This is a genomic window from Mycobacterium sp. NTMscope_Eco_3 (genome assembly GCF_976985685.1).
On sequence record NZ_CDRJYZ010000001.1, the window covers coordinates 5,206,915 to 5,229,884 of the forward strand.

At 68.1% G+C, this 22,970-nt stretch carries 20 protein-coding genes and 1 riboswitch; of the genes, 9 read left to right on the top strand and 11 right to left on the bottom strand.

What is annotated here, in order from left to right:
• Positions 1 to 46 precede the first annotated feature (46 nt).
• Positions 47 to 262, bottom strand: coding sequence for a hypothetical protein (locus AC0KTM_RS24210; protein WP_225327318.1), 216 nt, complete (start codon positions 260 to 262; stop codon positions 47 to 49).
• Between the two features lie 249 nt (positions 263 to 511).
• Positions 512 to 695, bottom strand: a riboswitch (M-box (ykoK) riboswitch).
• Positions 696 to 971: 276 nt separating this feature from the next.
• Here AC0KTM_RS24210 and AC0KTM_RS24215 point away from each other — a divergent pair.
• Positions 972 to 1,631 (top strand): O-methyltransferase, encoded by a 660-nt coding sequence (locus AC0KTM_RS24215; protein ID WP_238957175.1) that lies wholly within the window; start codon positions 972 to 974, stop codon positions 1,629 to 1,631.
• Positions 1,632 to 1,650: 19 nt separating this feature from the next.
• Here AC0KTM_RS24215 and AC0KTM_RS24220 read toward each other — a convergent pair whose 3' ends face one another.
• From AC0KTM_RS24220 to AC0KTM_RS24255, 8 genes are all read right to left on the bottom strand, one after another.
• Entirely contained in the window at positions 1,651 to 3,645 is a 1,995-nt protein-coding gene (locus AC0KTM_RS24220) for an acyltransferase family protein (RefSeq protein WP_225327286.1), read from the bottom strand.
• A 233-nt stretch (positions 3,646 to 3,878) separates the two neighbouring features.
• On the bottom strand, positions 3,879 to 5,315 hold the full coding sequence (locus tag AC0KTM_RS24225) for an aldehyde dehydrogenase family protein (protein ID WP_238957176.1): 1,437 nt from the start codon (positions 5,313 to 5,315) through the stop codon (positions 3,879 to 3,881).
• A gap of 28 nt (positions 5,316 to 5,343) precedes the next feature.
• Positions 5,344 to 7,056 carry a thiamine pyrophosphate-binding protein gene (locus tag AC0KTM_RS24230; protein WP_225327288.1) on the bottom strand — a complete coding sequence of 571 codons (1,713 nt, stop codon included), beginning with the start codon at positions 7,054 to 7,056 and terminating at the stop codon, positions 5,344 to 5,346.
• Positions 7,053 to 8,252, bottom strand: coding sequence for a CaiB/BaiF CoA transferase family protein (locus AC0KTM_RS24235; RefSeq protein ID WP_238957419.1), 1,200 nt, complete (start codon positions 8,250 to 8,252; stop codon positions 7,053 to 7,055). The genes AC0KTM_RS24230 and AC0KTM_RS24235 overlap by 4 nt, the downstream gene beginning before the upstream one ends.
• Before the next feature lie 13 nt (positions 8,253 to 8,265).
• The gene (locus AC0KTM_RS24240) at positions 8,266 to 9,216 is read right to left on the bottom strand and encodes an SDR family NAD(P)-dependent oxidoreductase (RefSeq protein WP_238957177.1); all 951 of its coding nucleotides are present in this window, start codon (positions 9,214 to 9,216) and stop codon (positions 8,266 to 8,268) included.
• The gene (locus tag AC0KTM_RS24245) at positions 9,213 to 11,060 is read right to left on the bottom strand and encodes a flavin-containing monooxygenase (protein WP_238957178.1); all 1,848 of its coding nucleotides are present in this window, start codon (positions 11,058 to 11,060) and stop codon (positions 9,213 to 9,215) included. The genes AC0KTM_RS24240 and AC0KTM_RS24245 overlap by 4 nt, the downstream gene beginning before the upstream one ends.
• Positions 11,057 to 12,457, bottom strand: coding sequence for an aromatic ring-hydroxylating oxygenase subunit alpha (locus tag AC0KTM_RS24250; protein WP_225327291.1), 1,401 nt, complete (start codon positions 12,455 to 12,457; stop codon positions 11,057 to 11,059). The genes AC0KTM_RS24245 and AC0KTM_RS24250 overlap by 4 nt, the downstream gene beginning before the upstream one ends.
• Positions 12,457 to 13,302, bottom strand: coding sequence for an SDR family NAD(P)-dependent oxidoreductase (locus AC0KTM_RS24255; RefSeq protein WP_225327292.1), 846 nt, complete (start codon positions 13,300 to 13,302; stop codon positions 12,457 to 12,459). The genes AC0KTM_RS24250 and AC0KTM_RS24255 overlap by 1 nt, the downstream gene beginning before the upstream one ends.
• Before the next feature lie 195 nt (positions 13,303 to 13,497).
• On the opposite strand from AC0KTM_RS24255, the gene AC0KTM_RS24260 reads away from it, so the two are divergent.
• Genes AC0KTM_RS24260 through AC0KTM_RS24285 form a run of 6 tightly spaced genes read left to right on the top strand, consistent with a single transcriptional unit; the run spans position 13,498 to position 20,937 of the window.
• On the top strand, positions 13,498 to 15,114 hold the full coding sequence (locus AC0KTM_RS24260) for a Vgb family protein (protein WP_225327293.1): 1,617 nt from the start codon (positions 13,498 to 13,500) through the stop codon (positions 15,112 to 15,114).
• Entirely contained in the window at positions 15,114 to 15,863 is a 750-nt protein-coding gene (locus AC0KTM_RS24265; RefSeq protein ID WP_225327294.1) for a GntR family transcriptional regulator, read from the top strand. The genes AC0KTM_RS24260 and AC0KTM_RS24265 overlap by 1 nt, the downstream gene beginning before the upstream one ends.
• A 13-nt stretch (positions 15,864 to 15,876) precedes the next feature.
• Complete coding sequence (locus tag AC0KTM_RS24270) at positions 15,877 to 17,484, top strand: AMP-binding protein (protein WP_238957420.1); 1,608 nt, start codon at positions 15,877 to 15,879, stop codon at positions 17,482 to 17,484.
• A 2-nt stretch (positions 17,485 to 17,486) separates the two neighbouring features.
• Entirely contained in the window at positions 17,487 to 18,269 is a 783-nt protein-coding gene (locus AC0KTM_RS24275) for an SDR family NAD(P)-dependent oxidoreductase (RefSeq protein WP_238957180.1), read from the top strand.
• Positions 18,266 to 19,783 carry an acyl-CoA synthetase gene (locus tag AC0KTM_RS24280; RefSeq protein ID WP_472416903.1) on the top strand — a complete coding sequence of 506 codons (1,518 nt, stop codon included), beginning with the start codon at positions 18,266 to 18,268 and terminating at the stop codon, positions 19,781 to 19,783. Before AC0KTM_RS24275 ends, AC0KTM_RS24280 begins: the two co-directional genes overlap by 4 nt.
• A gap of 14 nt (positions 19,784 to 19,797) precedes the next feature.
• Positions 19,798 to 20,937: an NDMA-dependent alcohol dehydrogenase gene (locus tag AC0KTM_RS24285; protein WP_225327316.1), complete on the top strand. Its 1,140-nt coding sequence runs from the start codon at positions 19,798 to 19,800 to the stop codon at positions 20,935 to 20,937.
• Here AC0KTM_RS24285 and AC0KTM_RS24290 read toward each other — a convergent pair.
• The gene (locus AC0KTM_RS24290) at positions 20,918 to 21,412 is read right to left on the bottom strand and encodes an SRPBCC family protein (RefSeq protein ID WP_472416905.1); all 495 of its coding nucleotides are present in this window, start codon (positions 21,410 to 21,412) and stop codon (positions 20,918 to 20,920) included. The two genes, AC0KTM_RS24285 and AC0KTM_RS24290, sit on opposite strands and share 20 nt — an antisense overlap.
• 66 nt (positions 21,413 to 21,478) lie before the next feature.
• Between AC0KTM_RS24290 and AC0KTM_RS24295 the strand changes: the two genes are divergently transcribed.
• Both AC0KTM_RS24295 and AC0KTM_RS24300 read left to right on the top strand, forming a co-directional pair.
• Positions 21,479 to 21,859, top strand: a complete 381-nt coding sequence (locus tag AC0KTM_RS24295) for a nuclear transport factor 2 family protein (protein ID WP_472417553.1) — start codon at positions 21,479 to 21,481, stop codon at positions 21,857 to 21,859.
• A 43-nt stretch (positions 21,860 to 21,902) separates the two neighbouring features.
• On the top strand, positions 21,903 to 22,124 hold the full coding sequence (locus tag AC0KTM_RS24300; protein ID WP_009957137.1) for a hypothetical protein: 222 nt from the start codon (positions 21,903 to 21,905) through the stop codon (positions 22,122 to 22,124).
• A 95-nt stretch (positions 22,125 to 22,219) separates the two neighbouring features.
• Here AC0KTM_RS24300 and AC0KTM_RS24305 read toward each other — a convergent pair whose 3' ends face one another.
• On the bottom strand, positions 22,220 to 22,954 hold the full coding sequence (locus tag AC0KTM_RS24305; RefSeq protein WP_472416907.1) for a DUF899 domain-containing protein: 735 nt from the start codon (positions 22,952 to 22,954) through the stop codon (positions 22,220 to 22,222).
• Positions 22,955 to 22,970: the final 16 nt, after the last annotated feature.

The following is a 22,970-nucleotide window of genomic DNA, read 5'->3' on the forward strand; positions in this document are numbered from 1 at the left end:
TCACCTCGCGGTGAGGAATGCGGATGCGCCCGATGCGGGGAACGGATCACCAGTGGTTGTCGGGGCGGCCCGACACGTGTCCGCCCAGCGAGGCGGTGACCACGGCGATCGGCATCCGCGAAACGTACAGGTTGGCCCGCTCCTGGGGGGTCAGGTTGGCCCGCAGGTGCAACTTGTCGGCCAGCAACCGGCCCGCGCGCAGCATCGACCGGCCGCGTCCCCTGGGGGCGGCGGAAAAACGGTGCGTAACAACAAAAGCCATGATCTTCTCCTGCCAGAGGTCCGATCGGCGTCGACACCGTCCGTGGAACGTGTCAGCCGCGCAGGACCGGAAGGAAGGTCAGGCGGCGGAAGGAATGCCGGAGCCGGATCGGGACAAAACGAATTTTGGATGCGGACTATCGCCGGGACTCATCTCGCCCTCACCTCCTCACGGCCGGGACACACGCGGGTGTCATCACATTCACCTGAACGAGAGAGGCACGAATGACCGACGGCACCAACGCCGCCGGTCGCACCCCTCTCGTCGGAGCTTCGGCACTGCACGGCGTATCCGGACGGAGCCGATGGTCGTCCAGAAGCCACTTGGGCTCAACCCTTGGGTCCGGGAAGAGCTGTCCTGACCCGGGGCGTCTCTCGACGTTCGGGGTCAGTGGCCTGTATCCATGCAGACGCCTCACCTACCGAGGTGCTTGCGGAGTCCATAGTGGCACCGCGGCCCGGGCTCGTCAAACTCATTTGCGCTGAGCGTGGCGCCGCCGTCGCGCCCCCAGCGCCCACCCGGGCTGCCTCGGTTCGATTGCCCGCTCCTCACTCGCGCCGTTCCGGCGCTCACCGTCGCCGCCCTCGGTTCGATCGCCCGCTCCTCACTCGCGCCGTTCCGGCGCTCACCGTCGCCGGGCCCGGTTCGATCGCCCGCTCCTCACTCGCGCCGTTCCGGCGCTCACCGTCGCCGGGCTACGCTCGGCGACATGACCACAACCCTGCAGGATCCGCGGGTCGCATCGGCGCTCGACCGCATGTACGCCGAGTCGAAGAACCAGATGTCGCTCTTGCGCGAGCGGCGTGGCACCTTCGATCAGCCGATGACCGCCCAGGAGCGCGCCGACGCGATGAGCGAGTTCTACATCCCGGTGACGCCCGAAGCCGGCCGGCTGCTGTATTCGCTGGTCCGCGCCACCCGCCCGGCGACCGTCGTCGAATTCGGGATGTCGTTCGGGATTTCCGCCGTTCACCTGGCCGCCGCGGTGCGTGACAACGGGAGCGGCCGGGTGGTGACCACCGAGCTCAGCGCCACCAAGATCGCCGCCGCGAAGCAGACCTTCGCCGAGACGGGCTTGGACGATGTGATCACGATCCTGGAGGGCGACGCCTTGAGCACGCTGGAAAGCCTGGACGGGGCGATCGATTTTCTGCTGCTCGACGGTTGGAAAGACTTGTACCTGCCCGTGATCGAGCTGCTCGAGCCCCGCCTGTCCACGGGTGCGTTGGTCATCGCCGACAACGCCAGCTCGGCCGACATGGCCCCGTATCTCGACCGGGTGCGCGACCAGGACAACGGCTACGTCAGCTTCAACTTCCAGGTTCGCGACAGCGACAGCATGGAGATCAGCTGCCGCACAGGCACTTAGGAGAATTGCCTGCGCGGCGCTACCGCAGCGATTCCTCGAGCCACGGCGTCAGCCACTTCACCCCTTCCGGGGTCAGGTGCACACCGTCGCTGCGCACCTTGATGCCGTCGACCTTGGCGGTGTAGACGCCGTCGGGGCACAGCTTCTTGTTCAGGTCGAGGATCGCGACGTTCGGGTGATGGCTGACGGTCTTGCGCAACATGGTGTTCCACAGGTTGACCCGGTCCGGCTGGTCCTCGGGATACAGCCGGCCGTCCGGCTTCTCACCGCCGCGGCTGTACGGCACGGTCGCGACCACCACCCGCACACCGGTGGAACCGGCGATAGTCAGCGCCCGCTCGAGTTCGCCGTTGAGGTAGGCGTCGAAGGTCGGGTCGCCGATGTGGGTCCACTGGCCCTCGTTGACGCGATCCACGGTTTCCCAGCGGCCGATGATCAGCAGCGCGACATCGGGCTGGTCCTGGCTGACCTGCCTCGCCCATCGAATCGGCCAGCCGTCGCACTCGGATCGCTGCTCCAGCGTCTGACCCACATACCGGTACGGCGTGCCGCGCACCAGGCTGCACCCGATGACGGTGTGGTCGAGGAAGGCGAATCCCGGCGTCGGCGGGAGGTAGTGCATCCACGTCCACCCGATCGAATCACCGAACACCGAGACGGTGAACGGCCGATTGGGATCCCGGGGCCGGCTTTCTCCCGGCGGCGACGGCGAGACCGCCGCGACCGCCGAGACACCGGGCGGCAGGCCCACCTCACGCAGTCCCGGCCCGGTTCCCACCGGAACCACCAACAGCGTCACCGCCGCGGCGCTGGCCACGGTCGCCGCCGCCAACGGCAGCAGCGGCACCCGCGAAGGGCGCCAGCGCCGGATGGGCTGCTCGAGCACCCAATACGACGCCGCGGCCACCGCCACCGTGGCGGCGCACCGCGCGGCGAACAGCGGCAGCCCGGCCCACCCGGTGCGTTCGCCGTTGAGCGCCAAGAAGATCGGCCAGTGCCACAGGTAGATGCCATACGAGATGGTCCCGAGCCACACCAGCGGCGGCAACGCGAGCGCGCGGGCGACGACGCCGCGCTGCTCCAGGCCGACCGGGGCGATGACGAGGACGGCCGCGATCGCGACGCCGATCAGCAGGCCGTGGCGGAATTCGCCGCTGGCGCCGGTGGCGTAGTGGGTCGCCGCCGCCAGCCCCGCCACACCCAGCAGCGGCAGGATCCGGGCGGCGCGCCGCGCCCACCGGGTGCGGATCATGCACCAGCCGCGGTTCATCGACTGCCAGTCCCGTACCAGCAGGGCGGCGGCCGCCGCACCGACCAGCAGCGCCTGCGCGCGGGTGTCGGTGCCGAAGTAGATCCGGTCGCGGGTGCCGTCGGAGGCCATGACGATGGCGAGCGCCGCGGACGCCAGCGTCCCGAGGGTGGCGATGACAAACGTCGCGAAGCGCACCCCGCCGACGGTGGCCCGGGTGAAGCGGCGCCTCGCGCGTGCGGCCAGCGCCAGCGCGACCGCGATCAGCAGCAGCGGCCAGACGAAGTAGTACTGCTCCTCCACCCCGAGCGACCAGGTGTGCTGCAGCGGCGACGGCGGCGCCCCCTGGGTGAAGTAGTCGGTCTTCTGGGCGACGAACCGCCAGTTCGCCATCCACACGAACGCCGCGATGGCGTCGTCGCGCAGGCCGGTGAGCGACCGCTCGGGTAGCAGCTGCCGGGCCGCCGCCACGGTGAGCACCATCAACACCAGCGCCGGCAGCAGCCGCCGCGCGCGCCGGATCCAGAAGCCGGTGAGCTCGATGCGGCCGGTGCGTCCCAGCTCGTCGAGCAGCAGCGAGGTGATCAGGAATCCGCTGAGAACGAAGAAGACGTCGACGCCGATGAATCCGCCGCTGACGCCGGGGATTCCTCCGTGCCCGATGAGCACCAGCGCGACGGCGATCGCGCGCAGGCCGTCGAGCGCCGGGATTCCGCTGCGCCGCTCGGGGCGGTCCCAGACGGCCAGCCGGCCAACCCGGCGCACGGGGGCGACCCATCGGGGCCGACTACGACGAGCCGGTGCGGGGTGAGACCCGCCCGGCTCGGTGCTCGCCGTCAACGCGCCGTGACTACCATCCCGCCCGGCGCCATGGTTGATGCCGATACGTCGCTGCCCCTCCTCGTGAACGGAGCCAGCTTAAGGGTGGACGCGCGGGATTCCGCGGAGGACACGCAACGGTTTTCGGCCGTGGTGCGTTCGGATTTCGGTGCGGCGGGCTATCGGGCGGCCTTGTCGGGCGCGTAGCCGAGGGTGCTCTTGACCTCCAGGTATTCGTGGAAGCCGAACTCGCTCCATTCGCGGCCATTGCCGCTGCGCTTGTAGCCGCCGAACGGCGCGTTCATGTCGAATGCGTGGTTGATCGTCACCCATCCCGCGCGGATCCTGCGGGCAACTTCGCGTGCCGTGTCGAGGTCGGCCCCGGAGACATAGCCGGCGAGACCGTACTCGGTGTCGTTGGCGATCTCGACGGCCTGGTCGAGGTCGTCATAGCCGAGGATGCACAGCACCGGCCCGAAGATCTCCTCGCGCGCGATCGTCATGTCGTTGGTGACGTGCGCGAAAACGGTCGGCTTGACGTAGTACCCCGTGTCCAGCCCCGCCGGCCGGCCCGGGCCGCCCGCGACCACGGTCGCGCCCTCGTCGATGCCCTGCTGAATCAGGCGCTGCACCTTCTCGAACTGCGTCTTCGACGCCACCGGCCCGATCGCCGTCGCGTCGCCGGGGGTGCCCACCTGGACCTGCTCGGCTACCTCACGCGCGAGGTTAATCGCCTCGGCCATCCGTGAATTCGGCACCAGCATGCGCGACGGCGCGTTACAGCTCTGCCCCGAGTTGGGCATCATGTTGGCGACACCGGCCCGCACGCCGTCGGCGAAGCCACCGTCGTCGAGGACGATGTTGGGGCTCTTCCCGCCGAGCTCCTGGGTCACCCGCTTCACCGTGGGGGCGGCGTTCTTGGCGACCTCGATGCCGGCGCGCGTGGACCCGGTGAACGACACCATGTCGATGTCGGGGTGGCTCGCCAGGGCCGCGCCGACGCCCGGGCCGTCGCCGTTGACCAGGTTGAACACCCCGGCCGGCACGCCGGCGGCGGCCAGGATCTCGGTGAAGATGTAGGGCGAATAAGGCGCGACCTCAGAGGGTTTCAGCACGACGGTGCAGCCGGTCGCCAGCGCCGGGTACACCTTGACGGCGACCTGGTTGATCGGCCAGTTCCACGGCGTGATCAAGCCGCAGACACCGATCGGCTCCTTGGCGATCAGGGTCTCCCCTTTGTGTTCGGAGAACGGGAAGTTCTTCAGCACGTCGATGGCCGTCGTGAGGTGGCCGATGCCGAGGAAGACCTGCGGGCCCGCGGCCAGTGAGGGCGGCGCGCCGATCTCCTCGGTGACCGCCTCGGCGAGATCGTCCGCGCGCTTCTGGTATTCGGCGAGGATGGCCTGCAACAAGTCCAGGCGCTGTTCCCGGGTGCTCTGCGACCAGCCGGCAAAGGCGCGCCGGGCGGCCTGAACCGCCACGTCGACGTCGGCCGCCGATCCCAACGAGATCTTTCCGGAAACCTGCTCGGTCGCCGGGTTTTCCACCTCGAAGGCGTTGGGCCGCACCGGGTCGACCCACTGTCCGTCGATGTAGAACTTCAGGTATTCGCGCATAGCTTGCACTCTTCCTTAGTTGCGACGCTTACTGGGTGCCTTCTGCGTACCAGGTGCGGAATCGGTCGTACTTGGGCATCTCCTCGGAGTTGGCCTTCGGGTCGATGCACACATGCACCACACCGACCTTGCCGCTGGCGTAGGCGCGCGCGATGGCCGGTCCGATCTCGGATTCCTTCTCGACGAACTCGCCGTGGCAGCCGAAGCCCTCCGCGATCTTGTCCATCCGGACGTCCTTGCTCCAGTGCACGCCGGGCTGCGGTGAGGGCTGCTCAAACGTGCGCTTGTAGACGCCCACTTCCAGGCCCCACTGGTGGTCGACGCCCACCACGCACACCAGCGGAAGATGCTGCCGCGCAGCCGTTTCCAGCTCGGCGATGTGGAAGAGGAAAGCCGAGTCGCTGGTCAGCAGCATGACGGGGCGCTTGCCGCCCTCGGCGACGGATGCCCCGACCGCGTAGGGCAGGCCGGTGCCGAGGTGGCCGAAGTTCTGGTTCCAGATCACGTCGCGCGGTTTGGCCTGCGAGTAGGTCCACTGAAAGATGACGGTCGCGCCGCCGTCGCGGACCATGATGGCGTCGTCGAGTTCGTTGAACGCCTTGGTGGCCTCGACGACGTAGCGCGCTGGGTGAATCGGCGAACGACCCGACGGCGCAGTCTCGGCGAGCTGAGCGAGCTCCTCGGCGTCGGCCTTGACCAACTTCTCGAGTTTGGCCGACGGGGTGCGCGGCGTGTCGCGGAGCGCGTCGACGAGCTGCGGCACGACGCCGCGCAGATCGCCCACCAGCGGCACGTCGAACTGGCGGTTGACGCCGATGGCGGCCGGGTCCTGCTCGACGTACACCCATTTGCGGTTCGCATCGTTGCCCGCCCAATGCTGGGTCCGGCCGTAGTGCATCGGCTCACCGAGTTCGGTCCCCAGCGCGACGCACAGGTCGGATTCCTCGACGGCCTCGTTGGCGGCCGGCGAGAACAAGTAGGGGAATGTCCGCTCCTGCAGACCCGGGATGTACGACGTACCCCCGGAGGTCTGGATGACAGGGCAGGCCATCAACTCGGCGAGCTCCTTCACCGCCGGACCGGTGCGCGACGTGTGCACGCCGTGGCCCACCAACAGAATCGGGCTCTTCGCTTCGCGAATCAGCTTCGCGGCCTTGGCGATCTCCGGGGCCCCCGCGCCCTGGTTGACGAGGCGATACCGATGGGGCGGCAGCGGATCGGCCACGTCGAGCTCTTCGAGGATGACGTGCGACGGGTATTCGACGTAGGCCGGGCCGGGGGTGCCGGACATGGCCTGGCGGATCGCCTCGTGGATGATCTCGTCGGTCTGATCGGCGTACTCGATGGACGCGCTGTACTTGACGGACGGGGCGAAAAGCGGCTCCTGGCGGACGAATTGGATGCGTCCGCGCCGGACCCGGCGTTCGGTGATGCGGGCGCGCTGGCCGCCGAGGAAGATCACCGGCGAGTTCTCCACGAGTGCGCACTGGATCGCTCCGGCCATGTTGGCCATGCCCGGGCCGAGCGTGCCGATGCACAGGCCGGGCTTGCCGGTCATCCGCGACGCCGCCTCGGCCATGAAGCCCGCGCTCAGTTCATGATGCGGCGCGACCACGGACCACCCGCGCGCGTCGGCCTCGGCGAACATGTGCACGAAGTTCGGGTCAGGGATCCCGAAGATCGTGTTCACGCCCTCGGCCTCGAACAGGTCGAGGATGCGCTTGTACACCGGCACGGTCATCGTTGAAGTTCCTTTCCGTCGCGAGCAGACGCAAAATCGTGCTCTGGCGGTGTGTTTCGTGCGATTCTGTGTCTGCTCGCGCTGATTTCGGCGAGCACTTCGGAGGTGTGGGCGCCGAGTTCGGGCGCCGGGCCCGCGACGCGGCCGGGCGTCTGGGAGAACCAGGTGGGTACGCCCGGGAAGCGCACCGGTCCGTGCGGGGTGTCCACGGTCTCGAACATGCCGACCGCGTTGAGATGCGGATCGTCGAACAGCGCGCCCGGCGTGTTCAGCGGCGCGGCGGGTATCTCGAGTTCGCGCAGAAGCTTCAACCACTCCGCGGTGGAACGCTCTTTCATCGTCTCGGCCACCAGCCCGTAGACGGTGTCGATCTCGCGGGCACGCTGTTCCAGCGTCGCGTACAGCTCGCTGGCCCAGGGCGGCCGCACGGCGTTCATGAAGGCGTTCCAGTGCTTGTCGTTGTAGATCAGCGCGGCGATGTGGCCGTCGCTGGTGCGGTACGGGCGGCGGTTGGGGGCCACGGTGCGCGGATACACCGCGGGCCCCAGCGGGGGATCGAACAGGGCGCCGTTGGCATGCTCGACGAGCATGAACGACGCCATGGTCTCGAACATGGCGACCTCGACCTCTTGTCCCTGCCCGGTGCGCTCGCGGTGGAACAACGCCATGGTGGTGGCGTACAGCGCCGTCAGTCCGGCGATCTTGTCGGCCATGATGGTGCCGACGTAGTCGGCCTCGCCGGTCAATTGCTGTTGCACCGCCGGGAGGCCGCATTCGGCCTGGATCGTGTCGTCGTAAGCGGGGCGATCGCGATCGGGTCCGCGTCGCCCGTATCCGTAGCAATTGGTGTAGACGACTTGGGGATTGATCGCGGCGACGTCGTCGTAGCCGAAGCCGAGCTTGGCGATCGCCTTGGCGCGCATCGAGTGGATGAACACGTCGGCGGTCTCGACCAGCGCGCGTAGCGCCCGCGTTCCGGCGTCGGTCTGCAGGTCCAGCACGATGCTGCGCTTGCCGCGGTTGACGTTGACGAACACCCCGCTCATGCCCGGCGCCGGGCCCACCGAGATGTAGCGGGTGTTATCGCCTTGGGGCGGTTCGACTTTGATCACGTCGGCGCCCATGTCGGCCATGATCTGGGTGCAGTAGGGCCCCATCACCATCGCGGTGAGATCGATCACGCGCAGGCCGGCCATCGGGCCCGAGGGGCTAGCCATGGAGCGCTCCTTGATCGTTTGACCTCTGCGCCAGCTCGAAGCTGTAGCGGATGTGCTGGTCGTGTCCATCCGGGACGACCGGGAAGATCGTCGGCGCCTCGACGTAGCGGATCGCGTCCAGATGGTTGCCGACGTCCTCGATCGTCCACGATGACCGGCACACGCCGGGGCTCTCCGCGACGACCGCTCGGGCCACGCGGCCCGCCAGCGCGATGAACAGTTCGCCGGTCACCGAGCAGGACTCGTGCGCGAGCCAGCCCACCACGGGCGCAACGAGTTCCGGTCCCATCGGCGGGTAGGCGGTCGTGTCGATGCCTTCCGCCATGCGCGTCACCGCCGCCGGCACGATCACGTTGCAGCGCACGCCCTCGGCGGCGCCCTCGAGCGCGGCGACGTTGGACAACCCGATCACACCCGCCTTGGCGGCCGCGTAGTTCGCCACGTCGTGGTTTCCGTACAGCCCGCCGATCGACGACGTCAGCACGATGCGGCCGTAGCCCGCGCCGCACATCAGCGGAAACGCCGGGCGCACAACGTTGAACGCGCCGCGCAGGTGTACGTCGAGCACGGCGTCGAAGTCCTCGTAGCTCATCTCCTTCAGGGAGGCTCGACGGACGTTGCCGGCGTTGTGCACCAGGATGTCGATGCGGCCATAGTGCTCGAGCGCGGTCGCGATGATCGCGGCGCCGCCGTCGGCGGTCGCGACCGACGCGCTGCACGCGACGGCCTGTCCCCCGGCCGCGGTGATCTCGGCGACGACCTGCTCGGCGGGACCGGCGTCGACCCCGTCGCCGTCGAGGGCGCCGCCGACGTCGTTGACGACCACCTGCGCCCCGCGTGCGGCCAGCAGTTGCGCGTAGGCGCGACCCAAGCCGCGGCCGGCTCCGGTCACCACGGCGACGCGGTCGTCGAATCGTAATTGCGCTGCAGGGATTTCGGTCAAGCGCCGAGCACCAACCCGTCCAGGTCGCCCTTGCCCCGCCACGCCCGCAGCAGGTCCTCGAAGGCGTAAAAGCCGGGGCCGTACGGTTCGCCCAGGTGTGACCGGATGCCCTCTCCCCCGCCGCCGCCTTCGTTGTTGTAGTAGCCGGGCGTGCACTGGGCGTCGAACGCCGAATTGTCCACCGCGGTTTCCCGGATCGTCGCGCACCACTGCTCCTGCGCCGCCGCGCTGGGCTCCACGGTGGTCGCCCCCCGCTTCAACGCCTCGGCGATGATGAAGGCGATGTGCTCACCCTGCAGCTCGTAGTTGGCGGCGATATTGGCGGAGATGCCGACCTGGGTGAAACCGGTATAGAACTGGTTCGGGAATCCGCGGCTGGTCATCCCGTGCAGCGTCTTGTAGCCGTCGCGCCAGTAGTCGAACAGCGACAGCCCGTCGCGTCCCTCGATCGTCTCCATGGAATAGCGCCGGCTGATCTCGGTGGTGATCTCGAAGCCGCTGGCATAAATGATGCAGTCGACCTCGTACTCGACGCCGCCCGCGACCAAGCCCTTTTCGGTGATCCGTTCCACGCCTTTGGAATCGGAGACGTCGACGAGGGTGACGTTGGGGCGGTTGAACATCGGCAGGTACTCGTCGTTGGACAGCGGCCGCTTGCACAGGAACCGGTAGTAGGGCTTGAGCGCCTCGGCGGTCTGCGCGTCCTCGACGATCACGTCGATGCGGCGGCGCAGCCGCTCCATCAACCTGTAATCCTCTTCTTCGCGGATCGCCATGAACTGCTCGGGGGTCATCGACGCGGGGTCGGCCAGCGCGAGCACCCGGGCCGCGGTGTTGCGCCCGAGCTCGGTCCAGAAGTCGCACACCAGATCCGGCTGACCCAGCGCCATGCCTTCGAACGTCCAGGAGTGGAAGTTGCGTTGCCGTTCGCGCTGCCAGCCCGGCTGCAACGACTTTGCCCACTCCGGGTCGGTTGGTGCGTTGTTGCGTTCGTCGACGGTCGAAGGGGTGCGCTGAAAGACGTAGAGGTGCTGGGCGTCTCGGGCCAGGAACGGGACGATCTGGATCGCGGTGGCGCCGGTGCCGATCACGGCGACCCGCTTGTCGGCGAGCCTGTGCAGGTTGCCGCCGCTGTCCCCGCCGGTGTAGTCGTAGTCCCATCGCGACGAGTGGAACGCGTGGCCCTTGAAGTCCTTGATCCCCGGAATGCCGGGCAATTTCGGCCGGTGGAAGGGTCCCGACGCCAGCACCACGAACCGGGCGCGGATGTCGTCGTCCCGGTTGGTTCCGATCCGCCACCGCTTGATCTCCTCGTCCCAGCGCAGGTCGCGCACCTGGGTGGAGAAGATCGCCGAATCGTAGAGGCCGAAGTGTTTGCCGATGTTGCGGCAGTGCTGGTAGATCTCGGCACCGTCGGCGAACTTCTTCGACGGCATGAAGTCGAGCTCTTCGAGAAGCGGGATGTAGCAGTAGGATTCGTTGTCGCATTGGATGCCCGGATACCGATTCCAGTACCAGACGCCGCCGAAGTCGCCCCCGAGCTCGATCACGCGTACGTCGTCGACGCCCGCCTTCTTCAGATGGGCCGCCGACAGCAGGCCCCCGAAGCCACCGCCCAGGACCGCGACGTCGATATCCTCGCAAATCGGGTCGCGCGGCGTGGCCGGGGTGTAGGGATCGACCTCGTAGTAGCCGGCGAAATCGTCTTCCAACTCGATGTACTGCTTGGAACCTTCTTTGCGCAGCCGCTTTTCGCGCTCCAGGCGGTACTTCTCGCGCAGCGCGGCGATGTCGACGTCATCGGGCGTCTGGGTGGGCCCGCAGTTGTCCAGGTGCATGGTCATGCCGATGGGGACTCCTTGTGCGAAAGTTCCTGGGGCTCACCGACGCCCATGTATCTCGACAGTTGGTAGTGCAGGTTGACCGTGCTGCGTTCGCGGTACGGATTGGGCTTGGTGCCGCCGAAGCCGAGCGACTTCATGCCCTGTTGCACGGCGGCCATGTTGGAGAAGTCCTGCGGCAGGACCGACCGCCACCGGGGGTCGCCGACCGGCGTGTACTCCCACTCGGTCTGGGGCTCTTGGCCTTTCGGGTACAGCTCGAAGACCGACACCTCGAAGAGGCACTTGTCGGGGTTGTAGCTGGGGTGCGGCCGCGCGCCGTAGCACAGCGCGCTGGTCAGGCCCTGCCCGATCTGGAAGTTCGGAAAGATCTGCCACGCGGTGCCGGCCTGCCCGAGGATGTCGGCGGGAATCGTCGGCCACACCACGCCACGGGCCTCGTCGTCGCGGCGCGCCGACGCCAGCCAGTGCTCGAGGACCTTGTCGGCCGGCGTCCCCTCGGGCAGCTCGTCGACGAGTCGCTTGGCGGCGTTCACCAGCGTCTGGGTGGTGGTGGCGTTGGTTTCCTCCATCGTGTACACCTGCATCTCCGCGGTGGACACCCGCGGGTCGGCGCCGATGCCGAGGCGGATCTTGGACTTGGTGGCCTCCATGTCCTCTGGAGCGTCGTAGCCGATGTTGCTATGTCTGCCTTGGGCTTTCGCCCACCCCTTGAACTCGCCGAACTTGTTGAACTCGGGATGCGTGGTGTAGACGTGGTAGGTCTCGTTGAAGGCCTCCAGCGCGACCTTCCAGTTGCAGTCGAAGGACAGCCACTTGCGCCATTTGTAGCGCATGTTTTCCAGGCCGAACGGGTCGAGGATCTTCGCGGCGGGGAACAGGTAATCGGCCAGCGGCTCGCAATCGGGGTCCATGTTGATCCACAGCCAGCCGCCCCACGTGTCGACCCGGACCGGTCGAAGGTGGGTGTTGTCCGGGGTGAGCGCGTCCTGCCAGTCCTGTTGCTCGCGGATGTGGGTGCACGCCCCGTCCAGGCCATAGGTCCAGCCGTGAAAGCCGCAGACGAACGACTTTCGGGTGCGCGCGCAGGCGTTCTTGGCGCCCTCGGGGGTGTCGATCAGCCGGCGGCCGCGGTGCATGCACACGTTGTGGTGCGCGTGGAATTCGTTGCTGCCGGTGCGCACCACGATGATCGAGTCGTCGAGGATGTCGTAGGTCAGGTAGCTGCCCACCTCGGGCAATTCCTCGACGCGGCCGACCTGTTGCCAGACCCGGCGCCACAGCCTGTCGCGCTCGGCGCGGGCGTAGTCCTCGGAGATGTATGCCTCGACACCGATCGTCATCGGCGTCGAGAGTTCCTCGACCCCAGCGGAGTTCGTGCCCTTGGCCAGATCGGTCATCACATCCTCCTGATCGCCGCGCGGAAGGATTCGTCTTTGAGAAAAAGCGACGTGTTGTCGGCGCCGAGGTGGCTCCATTTGAGGTCCAGCCCGCCGTCGACGAGCAGCGTCTGGCCGGTGATGTAGCTCGACATCTCCGAGAGCAGGAAGAGGATGGCGCCGGCCTGTTCCTCGGGCCGCCCACGGCGACCCATCGCGATCGCCTGCCGGTCCCGGTCGGGGTCTTCGTCGACGTAGGTGCGCGAGGCCGCCGTCTCGGTGACGCCGGGCGCCACGGCGTTCACCCGGATCCCCGCCGTCGCCAACTCGAGGGCCATCGTGCGGGTCATCGCCGTGATCGCGGCCTTGGCGGTTCCATAGGCGATGTGAAACGGCGCGGTGTTCATGCCGCTGATCGACGAGATCGACACGATCGATCCCGGCCGCTGCCGCGCGACGAGCTCGGCCGCCACGGCCTGGCTCATGAAGAATGCCGTTTCGAGGTTGTCGGCGAAGATCTTGCGCCAGTCGTCGCGTGCCACCCGGGTCGACGGCATCCACGTCGACGGCTCGGCGCCGCCGGCGACATTGACCAGCCCGTACAACTCTCCGTCGGCGCGGCGCGCGCGGTCGATCACCGCGGCGATGCCCTCGTCGGTGGACGCATCGGCCGCGACGGGCACCACGGCCAGGCCGTGGGCGGCCAGCGGGGCGACGTGCTCGTCGAGGTTTTCCTTCGATCGGCTCACCGCGATCACCGTGGCCCCGGCGCGGGCGGCCATCGCCGCGACGGTCGTGCCGATGCCGCCACCGCCGGCGCCGGAAACCACCACGATGCGGCCGTCCAGTCTGAGGAAGTCCTCCATTACCTGCTTCCGTCCACCGCGCACACATCGTGATCTGTCCGGACAAAATACGGCATTCTGTCCATTGGAGAACACTATTCCGACCCGTGGACTTCGCTGTCAAGATCGGCCCGGGACACTTCGGCGGCTATTGTCTGGACTACGAGGAATTGATAACGTCCAGCCCAACCGGCTGACGGAAGGACCTCGGCGAGCATGTCCATTTCAAGGGCCATCTCCACGCAGCCCTCGCGGTACCCAGCCCCAGACGCAATCGACGTCGCGCCGGGCTGGCAGCTCGAGCGGGTCACCGCGCCCAGCCGGCTGTTCGGTGCCAACGGGCTGCGCACCGGCCCGGACGGCCGCATCTACATCGCGCAGGTGACCGGCAGTCAGGTCAGCGCGCTGGACCACCGCACCGGGGAACTGGTCACCGCCAGCCCCAGGGGCGGCGACATCGTGGCGCCCGACGACGTCGCGTTCGACCCCGGCGGCAACCTGTACGCGACCGAGGTGATGGACGGGCGGGTCAGCGTGCGCGAGCCCAGCGGCCGGACGCGAGTGCTGCGCGACGACGTGCCGTCGGCCAACGGCATCACGTTCCATGGCGGTCGGTTGTTCATCGGTGAATGCCGCGAGGGCGGGCGCCTGCTGGAATTCGACCTGACGGGCGGCCCACCACGGGTGCTCTTGGAAAACGTGCCTTCACCGAACGCGATGGAGGTCGGCCCCGACGGCCTGCTGTACTTCCCGGTGATGGGCGCCAACGAGATCTGGCGCGTCGACCCCGATGGCGGCGAGCCGCAATGTGTCGCAGGCGATCTCGGCGTACCCGACTCCGTCAAGTTCGACGCTCAGGGCTACCTCGTGTCGACACAGGTGGCCAGCGGGCAGGTGCTGCGCATCGATCCCCGCAGCGGCGAACGGAGCCTGCTCGCCCAGCTGAATCCGGGGCTGGACAACTGCACCTTCGTCGGCGACCGGCTGTTCGTCTCCAACTTCACCGGCGAGATCACCCAGATATCCCCCGACGGCACAACGGAATCCGTGTTGCCGGGCGGACTCAACTGGCCGCTGGACCTGGCGGTCGGCGATGACGGGCAGCTCTACATCGCCGACGGCACGTACTTCTACGTCGCCCTGCCCGACGGGTCCTTGCACACCGCCGGGATGTTGTTCAGTCCCGGCTATCCCGGATTCCTGCGCGGCGTCGCCGCGAGCGGGCCCGGCGAGTTCGTCGTCACGACATCAGGCGGCCAGGTCGCCCGCTACCGGCCCGACGCCAGCGAAAGCGAGGTGCTGGCGGACGGTTTCGACCAGCTTTACGGGGTGGCGGTGAGCCCCGGCGCCGTGGTGGTCGCGGAGTTGGGCACCGGGCGGGTGCTGTCGCTGCGGTCGGGGGGTATCGACGTGCTGGCGACCGATCTGCGCGAGCCGGTCGGCGTCGCGATCGATGCCGACGGGGCCGCCCTGGTGGCGGAGGCCGGCGCGGGGCGGGTGGTCAGGCTGGACGGGTCGAGGGCCGACATCGTCGTCGCCGACCTTCAACGGCCGCAAGGCATTCTGGCCCGCGGCGGTGTGCTCTACGTGGTCGACGCCGGCGCCAAGGAGTTGATCGCGTTCGATCTCGCCAGCCGCGCGCGCCGGACGATCGCGTCCGGTCTGCCGGTCGGGCCCCCGCCGGGCGTGACGCCCAAGCCGCTGCGTGGCATGCCGCCGTTTTCCGGGCCACAGGGCCCGTTCGCCGGCATCACCGCCGCGGCCGATGGAACGCTGTACGTCTCGGCCGACGGTGAGGGCAGCGTGCTGGCCCTGCGCCCCACGGGGCGCTGATGTCCCAGGCCATCGCGGGCGACCACCGCTACCTGCAGATCGCACGCACGCTGCGCAAGGAGATCGTCGACGGCGTCTACCCGGTGGGATCACAGCTGCCGACCGAGCACCAACTGTGTGAGCGCTTTGCGGTGAGCCGCTACACCGTTCGCGAGGCGCTGCGCCGGCTGCGGGAGGACAACCTGGTCGCCTCCCGGCCGCGGGCGGGCACCCGGGTGGTGCCCCGCCCGGCGTCGAGTTCCTATGCCCAGGACGCGATGTCGATCGACGACCTGCTCGCGTTCGCTGCCGGCGCGCAGTTGACCATCGAATCCAACGAGATGGTGACGATCGACGAGGACCTCGCCGCCCGGACCGGACTCGAGCCCGGCACCCAGTGGCTCTCGGTGCGCGGCTACCGGCAGGCCGATGGGGCGTCGGAGCCGATGTGCCGAACGGAGTACTACATCAGCCGCAGTTTCGCCGCGGTCGGCAGGCTGCTGCAACGCCATGCCGGCCCGATTTTCCCGTTGATCGAGGATCTGTTCGGCGTGAGCGTCTCCCAGCTGCACCAGGAGATCGCGGCCGTCCTGCTGTCCCCGGAGCTGGCCGACGGCCTCGGCGTGGAAGCGGGAACGGCCGCGCTGCAGATGCGGCGCACCTACACGACCTCCGACGGGGAGGTGGCCCAGGTGACGATCAATACCCACCTGTCGTCGAGGTTTCGGTACGCGATGACGATGCGGCGCGTCACCGGTCAGGCCGGTTGAGTTGATCGCCCCGGTGCGCCACGACGCGGCGCAAGCGTCAGAGGCTTATCGGCGCGGATTGTGGGTGCACACCACGCTGGCCGATTCGCTGCGGACGGCAGCAGAGGCCTCGCCGCAACGAACGGTGGTCGTGGACAAGGATGTTCGGCTGGACTGCGCCACCCTGCATGCACAGGCCGGCGCGCTGGCGGGGGCGCTGCTGGCGCGCATGCCCACCGGCAGCGTCGTGTCGTTTATGCTGCCGAACTGGCACGAGACCGCCGTCATCTATTTGGCCGCAACGCTGGCCGGCATGGTGGTGAACCCGATCCTGCCGTCACTGCGCGACCACGACCTGCGTTTTATCCTCGAAGACGCCGGCACGGCAATGATTTTCGTCCCGCACCGGTACGGCGGCCACGACTACGGGGCGATGCTCGAACGGGTGACGGCCGCGATGGAGGCCGCGCCCGAGGTCGTGGTGCTTCGCGAAACCGGGCACGCCGGTGCGCACACCCGCTATCCGGACCTGCTGGGCCAGGCGCCGGAGGCCGCGACGCTTCCGGCGCTCGATCCCGATGCCGTGCGGATGATCCTGTACACATCCGGGACCACGAGCCGGCCGAAAGGCGTCCTGCACACGCACAATTCGCTGCACGCGCTCATCCGCCAGCTCCGCGAGCACTGGAGCATCGATCCGGGCGACACGTTCCTGGTCCCCTCCCCGGTCGCCCATATCGGCGGCTCGATCTATGCCTTCGAATGCCCGCTGCTGCTGGGCACGACCGCGGTGCTGATGGACCGGTGGGACCCGGGGGAGGCGGTCGCCCTGATGAACACCGAACGGTGCACCCACATGGCGGGGGCCACGCCGTTTCTGCAGCAGCTGCTCTCGGCCGCCGAGCGCGTCGGCACCCGCCTGCCCGACCTGAAGGTGTTCATCTGCGGCGGCGCATCCGTGTCGCCGTCGCTGATCCGGCGCGCCGCAGAGTATTTCGAACGCGCGGTCATCACCCGGGTATACGGCTGCACGGAGGTTCCCGTCGCGACCGTCGGCGCGCCCCGGCCGGACGAAGCCGACCGCGCCGCGGACACCGACGGCAGGGCCGGCATCGCGGAGATCAAGCTCGTCGCCCACGAAGCCGCTCCCGCCGGTGACGGCGAGATCTGTGTGCGCGGCCCGCAGATGCTGGTGGGTTACCGCCATCCCGAAGACGGAGCCGATTCCTTCGATGCCGCAGGGTTTTTCCGCACCGGGGATCTCGGGCGGTGGGTCTCGGCCGGCTCCGAAAACCGGTACCTCGTCGTGACGGGGCGGGCCAAGGACGTCATCATCCGCAGCGGCGAGAACATTTCCGCGAAGGAGGTCGAGGATTTGCTCGCCGATCATCCCGGCATCGCCGAGATCGCGGTCGTGGGGCTGCCGGACGAGCGCACCGGCGAACGGGCTTGCGCGGTGATCGTCCCCGCGGGCGCGGAGAGCCCGGACGTCGCGAGCCTGCTGGCGCTGCTGGTGAGCAAGGGCGTCGCCAAGTTCAAGGCGCCCGAACAGGTCGTGATCTGGGATGCCCTGCCAAAGAACGAGGCGGGCAAGGTTCTCAAGCATCGGATCCGGGCCACGCTGACCCGGGGCGGAAGCTAAGGATGGGTGAGATGCAGGTCGCAATCGTCACGGGCGCAAGCAGCGGCATCGGTCTGGGCTGCGCCACGAAACTCGCCGAGATGGGCATGGCGGTCCTCGGCACGGGCCGCGACCAGGACCGGCTGGCCGAGCTGCACGAGGCCGTCGGCGATCCGGATCGCGTGGCGACGCTTGCCGTCGACCTGACCGGCGACGACGCGCCGCGCCGCATCGTGGACCTCGCCGTGCAGCGGTGGGGCCACATCGACTTCCTGATCAACAACGCCGGGGTGGGCAGCCCCAAGCCGCTGCACGAGACCGACGACGAGACCCTGGACTACTTCCTGGGTTTGATGCTGCGGGCCCCGTTTCGGCTCGCGCGGGATGTGCTGCCCCACATGGGACCCGGTTCGGCGATCATCAACGTGACATCGACGTTCGCGGTCGTCGGCGGCCTGCGGGGCGGGGCCTACTCCGCGGCCAAGGGCGGGCTGACCGCACTGACCACCCACATCGCCTGCCAGTATGGCGCGTCCGGCATCCGATGCAACGCCGTCGCGCCCGGGGTGACGGTCACGCCGATGGTCGAGAAGCGCTTGGAGGACGAGCGATTCCGCAAGATCAACACCGAGATGACACCGCATCAGCGGCTGGGCCGCATCGACGACATCGCCAGCACTGTCGCCTTCTTGTGCTCGCCGGGCGGAAGTTTCATCAACGGCCAAACGATCGTCGTCGACGGCGGATGGAGCTCGACGAAGTATCTGTCGGAGTTCGCCTTGTCCTCGCAGTGGATCGAGCGATGAACCTGTTTGCGATGCTCGACCAGGCGGCGAGGCGGTTCCCCGATCGCGGCGCGCTGTATCACGGGACCCGGCGCCTGTGCACCTGGATCGAGTTGCGGGACCGGGCATTACGACTGGCCGCGTCGATCCGGCAACAGCACGGGACCGGTGCTCGCATCGCGATCGCGACCCACAACCGGCCCGAGATCATCGAGTTGATGTTCGCGATCTGGGCCGCCGAGTGCGTCGTCGTCCCCGTCAACTACAAGCTGCATCCGCGCGAGATGGCGCAGATCCTCGACGATGCGGGCGCTTCGCGGGTGTTCGCCTCTGCCGAGCTCGGCGCGGAACTGGCATCGGTGACCACGACGCCGACGGAATCCCTTGATTCCGAAGCCTATTCACGGCGATTCGACGCCGCCCCGTCGGCGCCCCCGCGCACCGACCCGTCGGCGCTGGCGTGGCTTTTCTACACCAGCGGAACCATCGGCCGCTCGAAGGGCGCGATGCTGTCGCACCGCAACCTGACGGCGATGACCGTCGCCCACCTCGCCGACATCGACGACCCCGACGAGGGCTGCAGCCTCCTGCACGCGGCGCCGATGTCTCACGGCTCCGGGCTCTACGTCCTGCCGTACGTGCTGCGCGCCGCGCGCCAGGTGGTGCCCTCCTCGGGAGCGTTCGATCCCGACGAGTTCCTCGATCTGTGCGAACACCATCCGGCCGGCAGCGCATTTCTGGCCCCGACGATGGTGCAGCGCCTGGTGGATACGGGCCGCACCCGCCCCGCCAACCTCAAGACGATCGTCTACGGCGGCGGCCCGATGTATGTCGAGGGCCTGCGCAACGCGATCGCGGCGTTCGGCCCGATCTTCGCGCAGATCTACGGGCAGGGCGAGTCGCCCATGACCATCACCGGGCTGCGCCGCGCCGATCACAATTCCGACGACGACGCCATCCTGGGATCGGTCGGCCATGCGCGGTCGGGGATGGACGTCGCGGTGCTGGGCACCGGCGGCGACCCGGCGCCCGTCGGCGAGATCGGCGAAATCGTGTGCCGCGGCGACGCGGTCATGTCCGGCTACTGGCGCGATCCCGCCGCGACCCGCGCCACCCTCAAAGACGGCTGGCTCTACACCGGCGACATGGGTTCGTTCGACGATCGCGGCTTCCTGACGCTGCGCGATCGGTCGAAGGACGTCGTCATCAGCGGCGGCAGCAACATCTACCCGCGCGAGGTGGAGGAGGTCCTGCTCGAGCACCCCGGGGTCGCGGAGGTATGCGTGGTCGGCGTCCCCGACGCCGAGTGGGGCGAGATCGTGGTCGCATTCGTCGTCGGCACAAGCGATTCCGTCGACCCCGCGGCGCTCGACGCGCATCTGCTGGCGCGCATCGCCCGCTTCAAGCGGCCCAAGCGCTACGAATTCGTCGACGAGCTACCGAAAAACAGCTACGGCAAGGTGCTCAAGCGGGAACTGCGGGCCAGCTTGGCGCGGCGCCGGGAATTCCATGAGACATCGAGGAGGTCGCAATGAAGTGTCGCGCCGCTGTGATCCGCGGGGTGGGCCGGGACTGGGAGATCCGCGAGATCGAACTCGATCCGCCCCGCGGCGGCGAGGTCCTGGTACGGATGGCGGTTGCCGGGATCTGCCACTCCGACGACCATCTGTTCACCGGCGATGTGGTGCCGACCCCCGAGGCGCTGGCCGCGAGCGGGCAGCCCGCGCCGGACTGGTTCCCGCTGCTCGGCGGTCACGAGGGCGCCGGTGTCGTCGAGGAGGTCGGGCCGGGCGTGACGTCGGTGCGCCCCGGAGATCACGTGGCGCTCTCCTTCATTCCCGCGTGCGGCAGTTGCCGGTTCTGCGTGAACGGCCAGAGCTACATCTGCGACATCGGCGCGAGCCTGTTCGTGCGGGAGATGCCCACCGACGGCACGTGCCGCCGCCACCTCGGTGACGAAAACCTCTTGGCCTATGGGCAACTCGGCACGTTCGCCGAATACGCGGTGCTCTCGGAGCGCTCCGTCATCAAGATCGACGACGCGATCCCGTTCCATGCCGCCTCGCTGGTGTCGTGCGGGGTCAGCACCGGCTGGGGTTCCGCGACCATCTCGGCGGGCACCGAACCCGGCGACACCGTCGTCGTCATCGGCGCCGGCGGCGTCGGGATGAACGCCCTGCAAGGTGCGCGTGCCGTCGGAGCGAAATACGTCGTCGCGGTGGATCCCGTTGAGTCCAAGCGTGATTCGGCCAAGATCTTCGGCGCCACGCACACCGCCGCCTCCGCCGAGGAGGCGATACCGCTGGTCAAAGAGATCACCGCCGGCCTGATGGCCGACCGCGTCGTCGTGTGCCCCGGCGTGGTGCACGTGGACCTGCTTCCGTTGGCGATGACGCTGCTTCGCAAAGGCGGGATCTGCGTGCTCACCGGGATAACCCCGTTCACCGAGCCCCCGGTTCCGTTGGTGCTGCAGGAGATGACGCTGTCGGCCAAACAGCTCAGGGGAGCGCTCTACGGCGGGATGAATCCACGCACCAGCGTGCCGATGCTGTTGTCGTTGTATCAGGCCGGCGCGGTGAAACTCGACGAGTTGGTCACCCGCCACTACCGGCTCGACGAAATCAACGAGGCGTTCGTGGATCTGCGCGAGGGCCGCAACATTCGCGGCGTCATCGACTTCGGGGTGTGACTTCGAAATGCCGCCGAATCCCGGCCAGCATCTCGGCGTGCGCCTTGACCGCCTCGCGGATCGTCACCCCGGCCAGCAGCCGCGGCGCGGAGATCCGGATGCGCTCGGTGACCCGGGTGCCGCCGTCGTCGGGCTCGAAACTCACCGTGCCGCGTAACCGCACCCCGGGTGACTGATCCGCCTCGGTCAGCACGTCGCCGCTCGCGGGCACTCGCAGCCTGGCGTGATAAGCGGTGCGGATAGTGAACGGCCCCACGGTGATTCGATCGACCACCCGATAGCTCTGCTGATAGCCCTCCGGGGTGTCGCTGCGGGACAACGTTTCCACGGACACGATCAGCGGGTGCACGAGCCTGATGTTGTCCAGGTCTACGTAGAAGCCGCGCACCGCATCGGGCGGCGCGGGCACGCGCTCGGACAGCCTCCGGTCGGCGTGCACGAACAACAACGCCCGGGCCCGCGCATGTAACGCCACGGCGACATCCTGTCAGTTTTTTCGCCGTGGCGTTACGCTCGGCGCAGTGCCAGGAGCGGAGGCATGATGGGCGACGCGGCGAAAGGTCACGTGGTCGAGCGTTACCTCGACTGCCTGACCGCTCACGACTGGGACGGCCTGGCCGGCACCCTCGCCGACGACGGCCTCACCCGTGAGGGGCCGTTCTGCGATCTCATCGAGGGCAAGGCGAACTACCTCGCCTACCTGCGCAAGATAATCACCGATCTGCACGGCCACCGGCTCGACGTGCAGCGAGTGTCACATGTGGACGCCCGGCTGTGCTACGTCGAGTTGACCGAGGCGTTCGAGTTCGACGGTGTGGCCCGGCGGTGGCCCGAATGCCTCCTCTTCGAGCGCGACGACGACGGATTGATCGCTCACGTCAGCGTGTTCTTCAAGCAGCGCCAGGACGCCGCCGCCATGTAGCGGTCTATTCCCTCGCTTGCGGAATTGACCTAACGTGTCATGGATGGAGGCAGATGGAACTCCGGAGTCGGTGCCGGTCGAGAAATTGCACTCGGGCGACCCGATCACCGATTGTGGTCAGCGGTACATAGTTCTCGAATCGAAGGCGCTCAGCGACTGCGTGGTCCTCGAGCTCGAATCCCGAGTGGATCACCAGCTCCAGGTCATCGAGAAGTCGTTCCCCACCGGCTACCAGGTCGGCAGGGCGAATCACCGAATTTTATAGCCGAAGAATTCTCGGCGGAAACACATGCGCGAGTAGCCGTTCGACGGCTACCGCGCATTCATGTTTTCTGGGCAGCCCCAAACAGCCTGCGCCGCTTAGCTCTTCGGTGGCCGGATGTCGTTGGGATCGTTCGGGTCGGGGTCGCCGAACCAGCGTGACGGCTCGTGCTCGCCGTACGCGTCGTGCCAGTCCCACCACTCGTAGGGAGCGGTCTGCGGGTAGCCCTCGGGCGAATCCTCCCAGGTTTCCTGGCGTCCCAGCGCGGTCATATCCAGGAAGCTCCACGTGGTCCCCAGCGCCTCGTCGCCGCGGTTGTTGATGAAGTAGGTGCGAAACACCCGATCGCCGTCACGGATGAAGGCGTTGGTGCCGTGCCATTCGTCCACGCCGAAGTCGGCGTCGAAACCGTCGGTCATCGTGTACCAGGGCATCTTCCAGTCCATCCGCGCCTTGAGGCGCTCGATGTCGGGCTGCGGTGCCCGCGAGACGAACACCAGCGTGGTGTCGCGGGCGTTCAGGTGGGCCAGGTTGCCGACGTGGTCGGCCATCATCGAGCAGCCGCGGCAGCCGTGCTCGGGCCAGCCGTCGATGTCGGGCCCGTAGAAGGCCCGGTAGACCACCAGCTGACGCCTGCACTGAAAGAGGCCCGGCAGGTTGACTTTGCCCTCGGGCCCCTCGAACTCGTAGTCGGCGTCCACGGCCATCCACGGCATCCGGCGCCGCAGGGCCGCGAGCGCGTCACGGGCCCGGGTGAGTTCCTTCTCCTTTTCCAGCAGTTGTTGATGCGCGCTCGCCCACTCGTGGGTCGACACGATCGGGGGTGTGTTCATCGCGGTACGCCTTTGC

Bases quoted from the DNA above. Each gene is read 5' to 3' on its own strand.
- AC0KTM_RS24295 (WP_472417553.1), top strand. From the start codon at position 21,479: ATGGGCGACGCGGCGAAAGGTCACGTGGTCGAGCGTTACCTCGACTGC.
- AC0KTM_RS24215 (WP_238957175.1), top strand. From the start codon at position 972: ATGACCACAACCCTGCAGGATCCGCGGGTCGCATCGGCGCTCGACCGC.
- AC0KTM_RS24235 (WP_238957419.1), bottom strand. From the start codon at position 8,252: ATGGCCGGCCTGCGCGTGATCGATCTCACCGCGATGGTGATGGGGCCC.
- AC0KTM_RS24245 (WP_238957178.1), bottom strand. From the start codon at position 11,060: ATGACCATGCACCTGGACAACTGCGGGCCCACCCAGACGCCCGATGAC.
- AC0KTM_RS24230 (WP_225327288.1), bottom strand. From the start codon at position 7,056: ATGACCGTGCCGGTGTACAAGCGCATCCTCGACCTGTTCGAGGCCGAG.
- AC0KTM_RS24275 (WP_238957180.1), top strand. From the start codon at position 17,487: ATGGGTGAGATGCAGGTCGCAATCGTCACGGGCGCAAGCAGCGGCATC.
- AC0KTM_RS24255 (WP_225327292.1), bottom strand. From the start codon at position 13,302: ATGGAGGACTTCCTCAGACTGGACGGCCGCATCGTGGTGGTTTCCGGC.
- AC0KTM_RS24260 (WP_225327293.1), top strand. From the start codon at position 13,498: ATGTCCATTTCAAGGGCCATCTCCACGCAGCCCTCGCGGTACCCAGCC.
- AC0KTM_RS24225 (WP_238957176.1), bottom strand. From the start codon at position 5,315: ATGCGCGAATACCTGAAGTTCTACATCGACGGACAGTGGGTCGACCCG.
- AC0KTM_RS24250 (WP_225327291.1), bottom strand. From the start codon at position 12,457: ATGACCGATCTGGCCAAGGGCACGAACTCCGCTGGGGTCGAGGAACTC.
- AC0KTM_RS24280 (WP_472416903.1), top strand. From the start codon at position 18,266: ATGAACCTGTTTGCGATGCTCGACCAGGCGGCGAGGCGGTTCCCCGAT.
- AC0KTM_RS24305 (WP_472416907.1), bottom strand. From the start codon at position 22,954: ATGAACACACCCCCGATCGTGTCGACCCACGAGTGGGCGAGCGCGCAT.
- AC0KTM_RS24210 (WP_225327318.1), bottom strand. From the start codon at position 262: ATGGCTTTTGTTGTTACGCACCGTTTTTCCGCCGCCCCCAGGGGACGC.
- AC0KTM_RS24265 (WP_225327294.1), top strand. From the start codon at position 15,114: ATGTCCCAGGCCATCGCGGGCGACCACCGCTACCTGCAGATCGCACGC.
- AC0KTM_RS24300 (WP_009957137.1), top strand. From the start codon at position 21,903: ATGGAGGCAGATGGAACTCCGGAGTCGGTGCCGGTCGAGAAATTGCAC.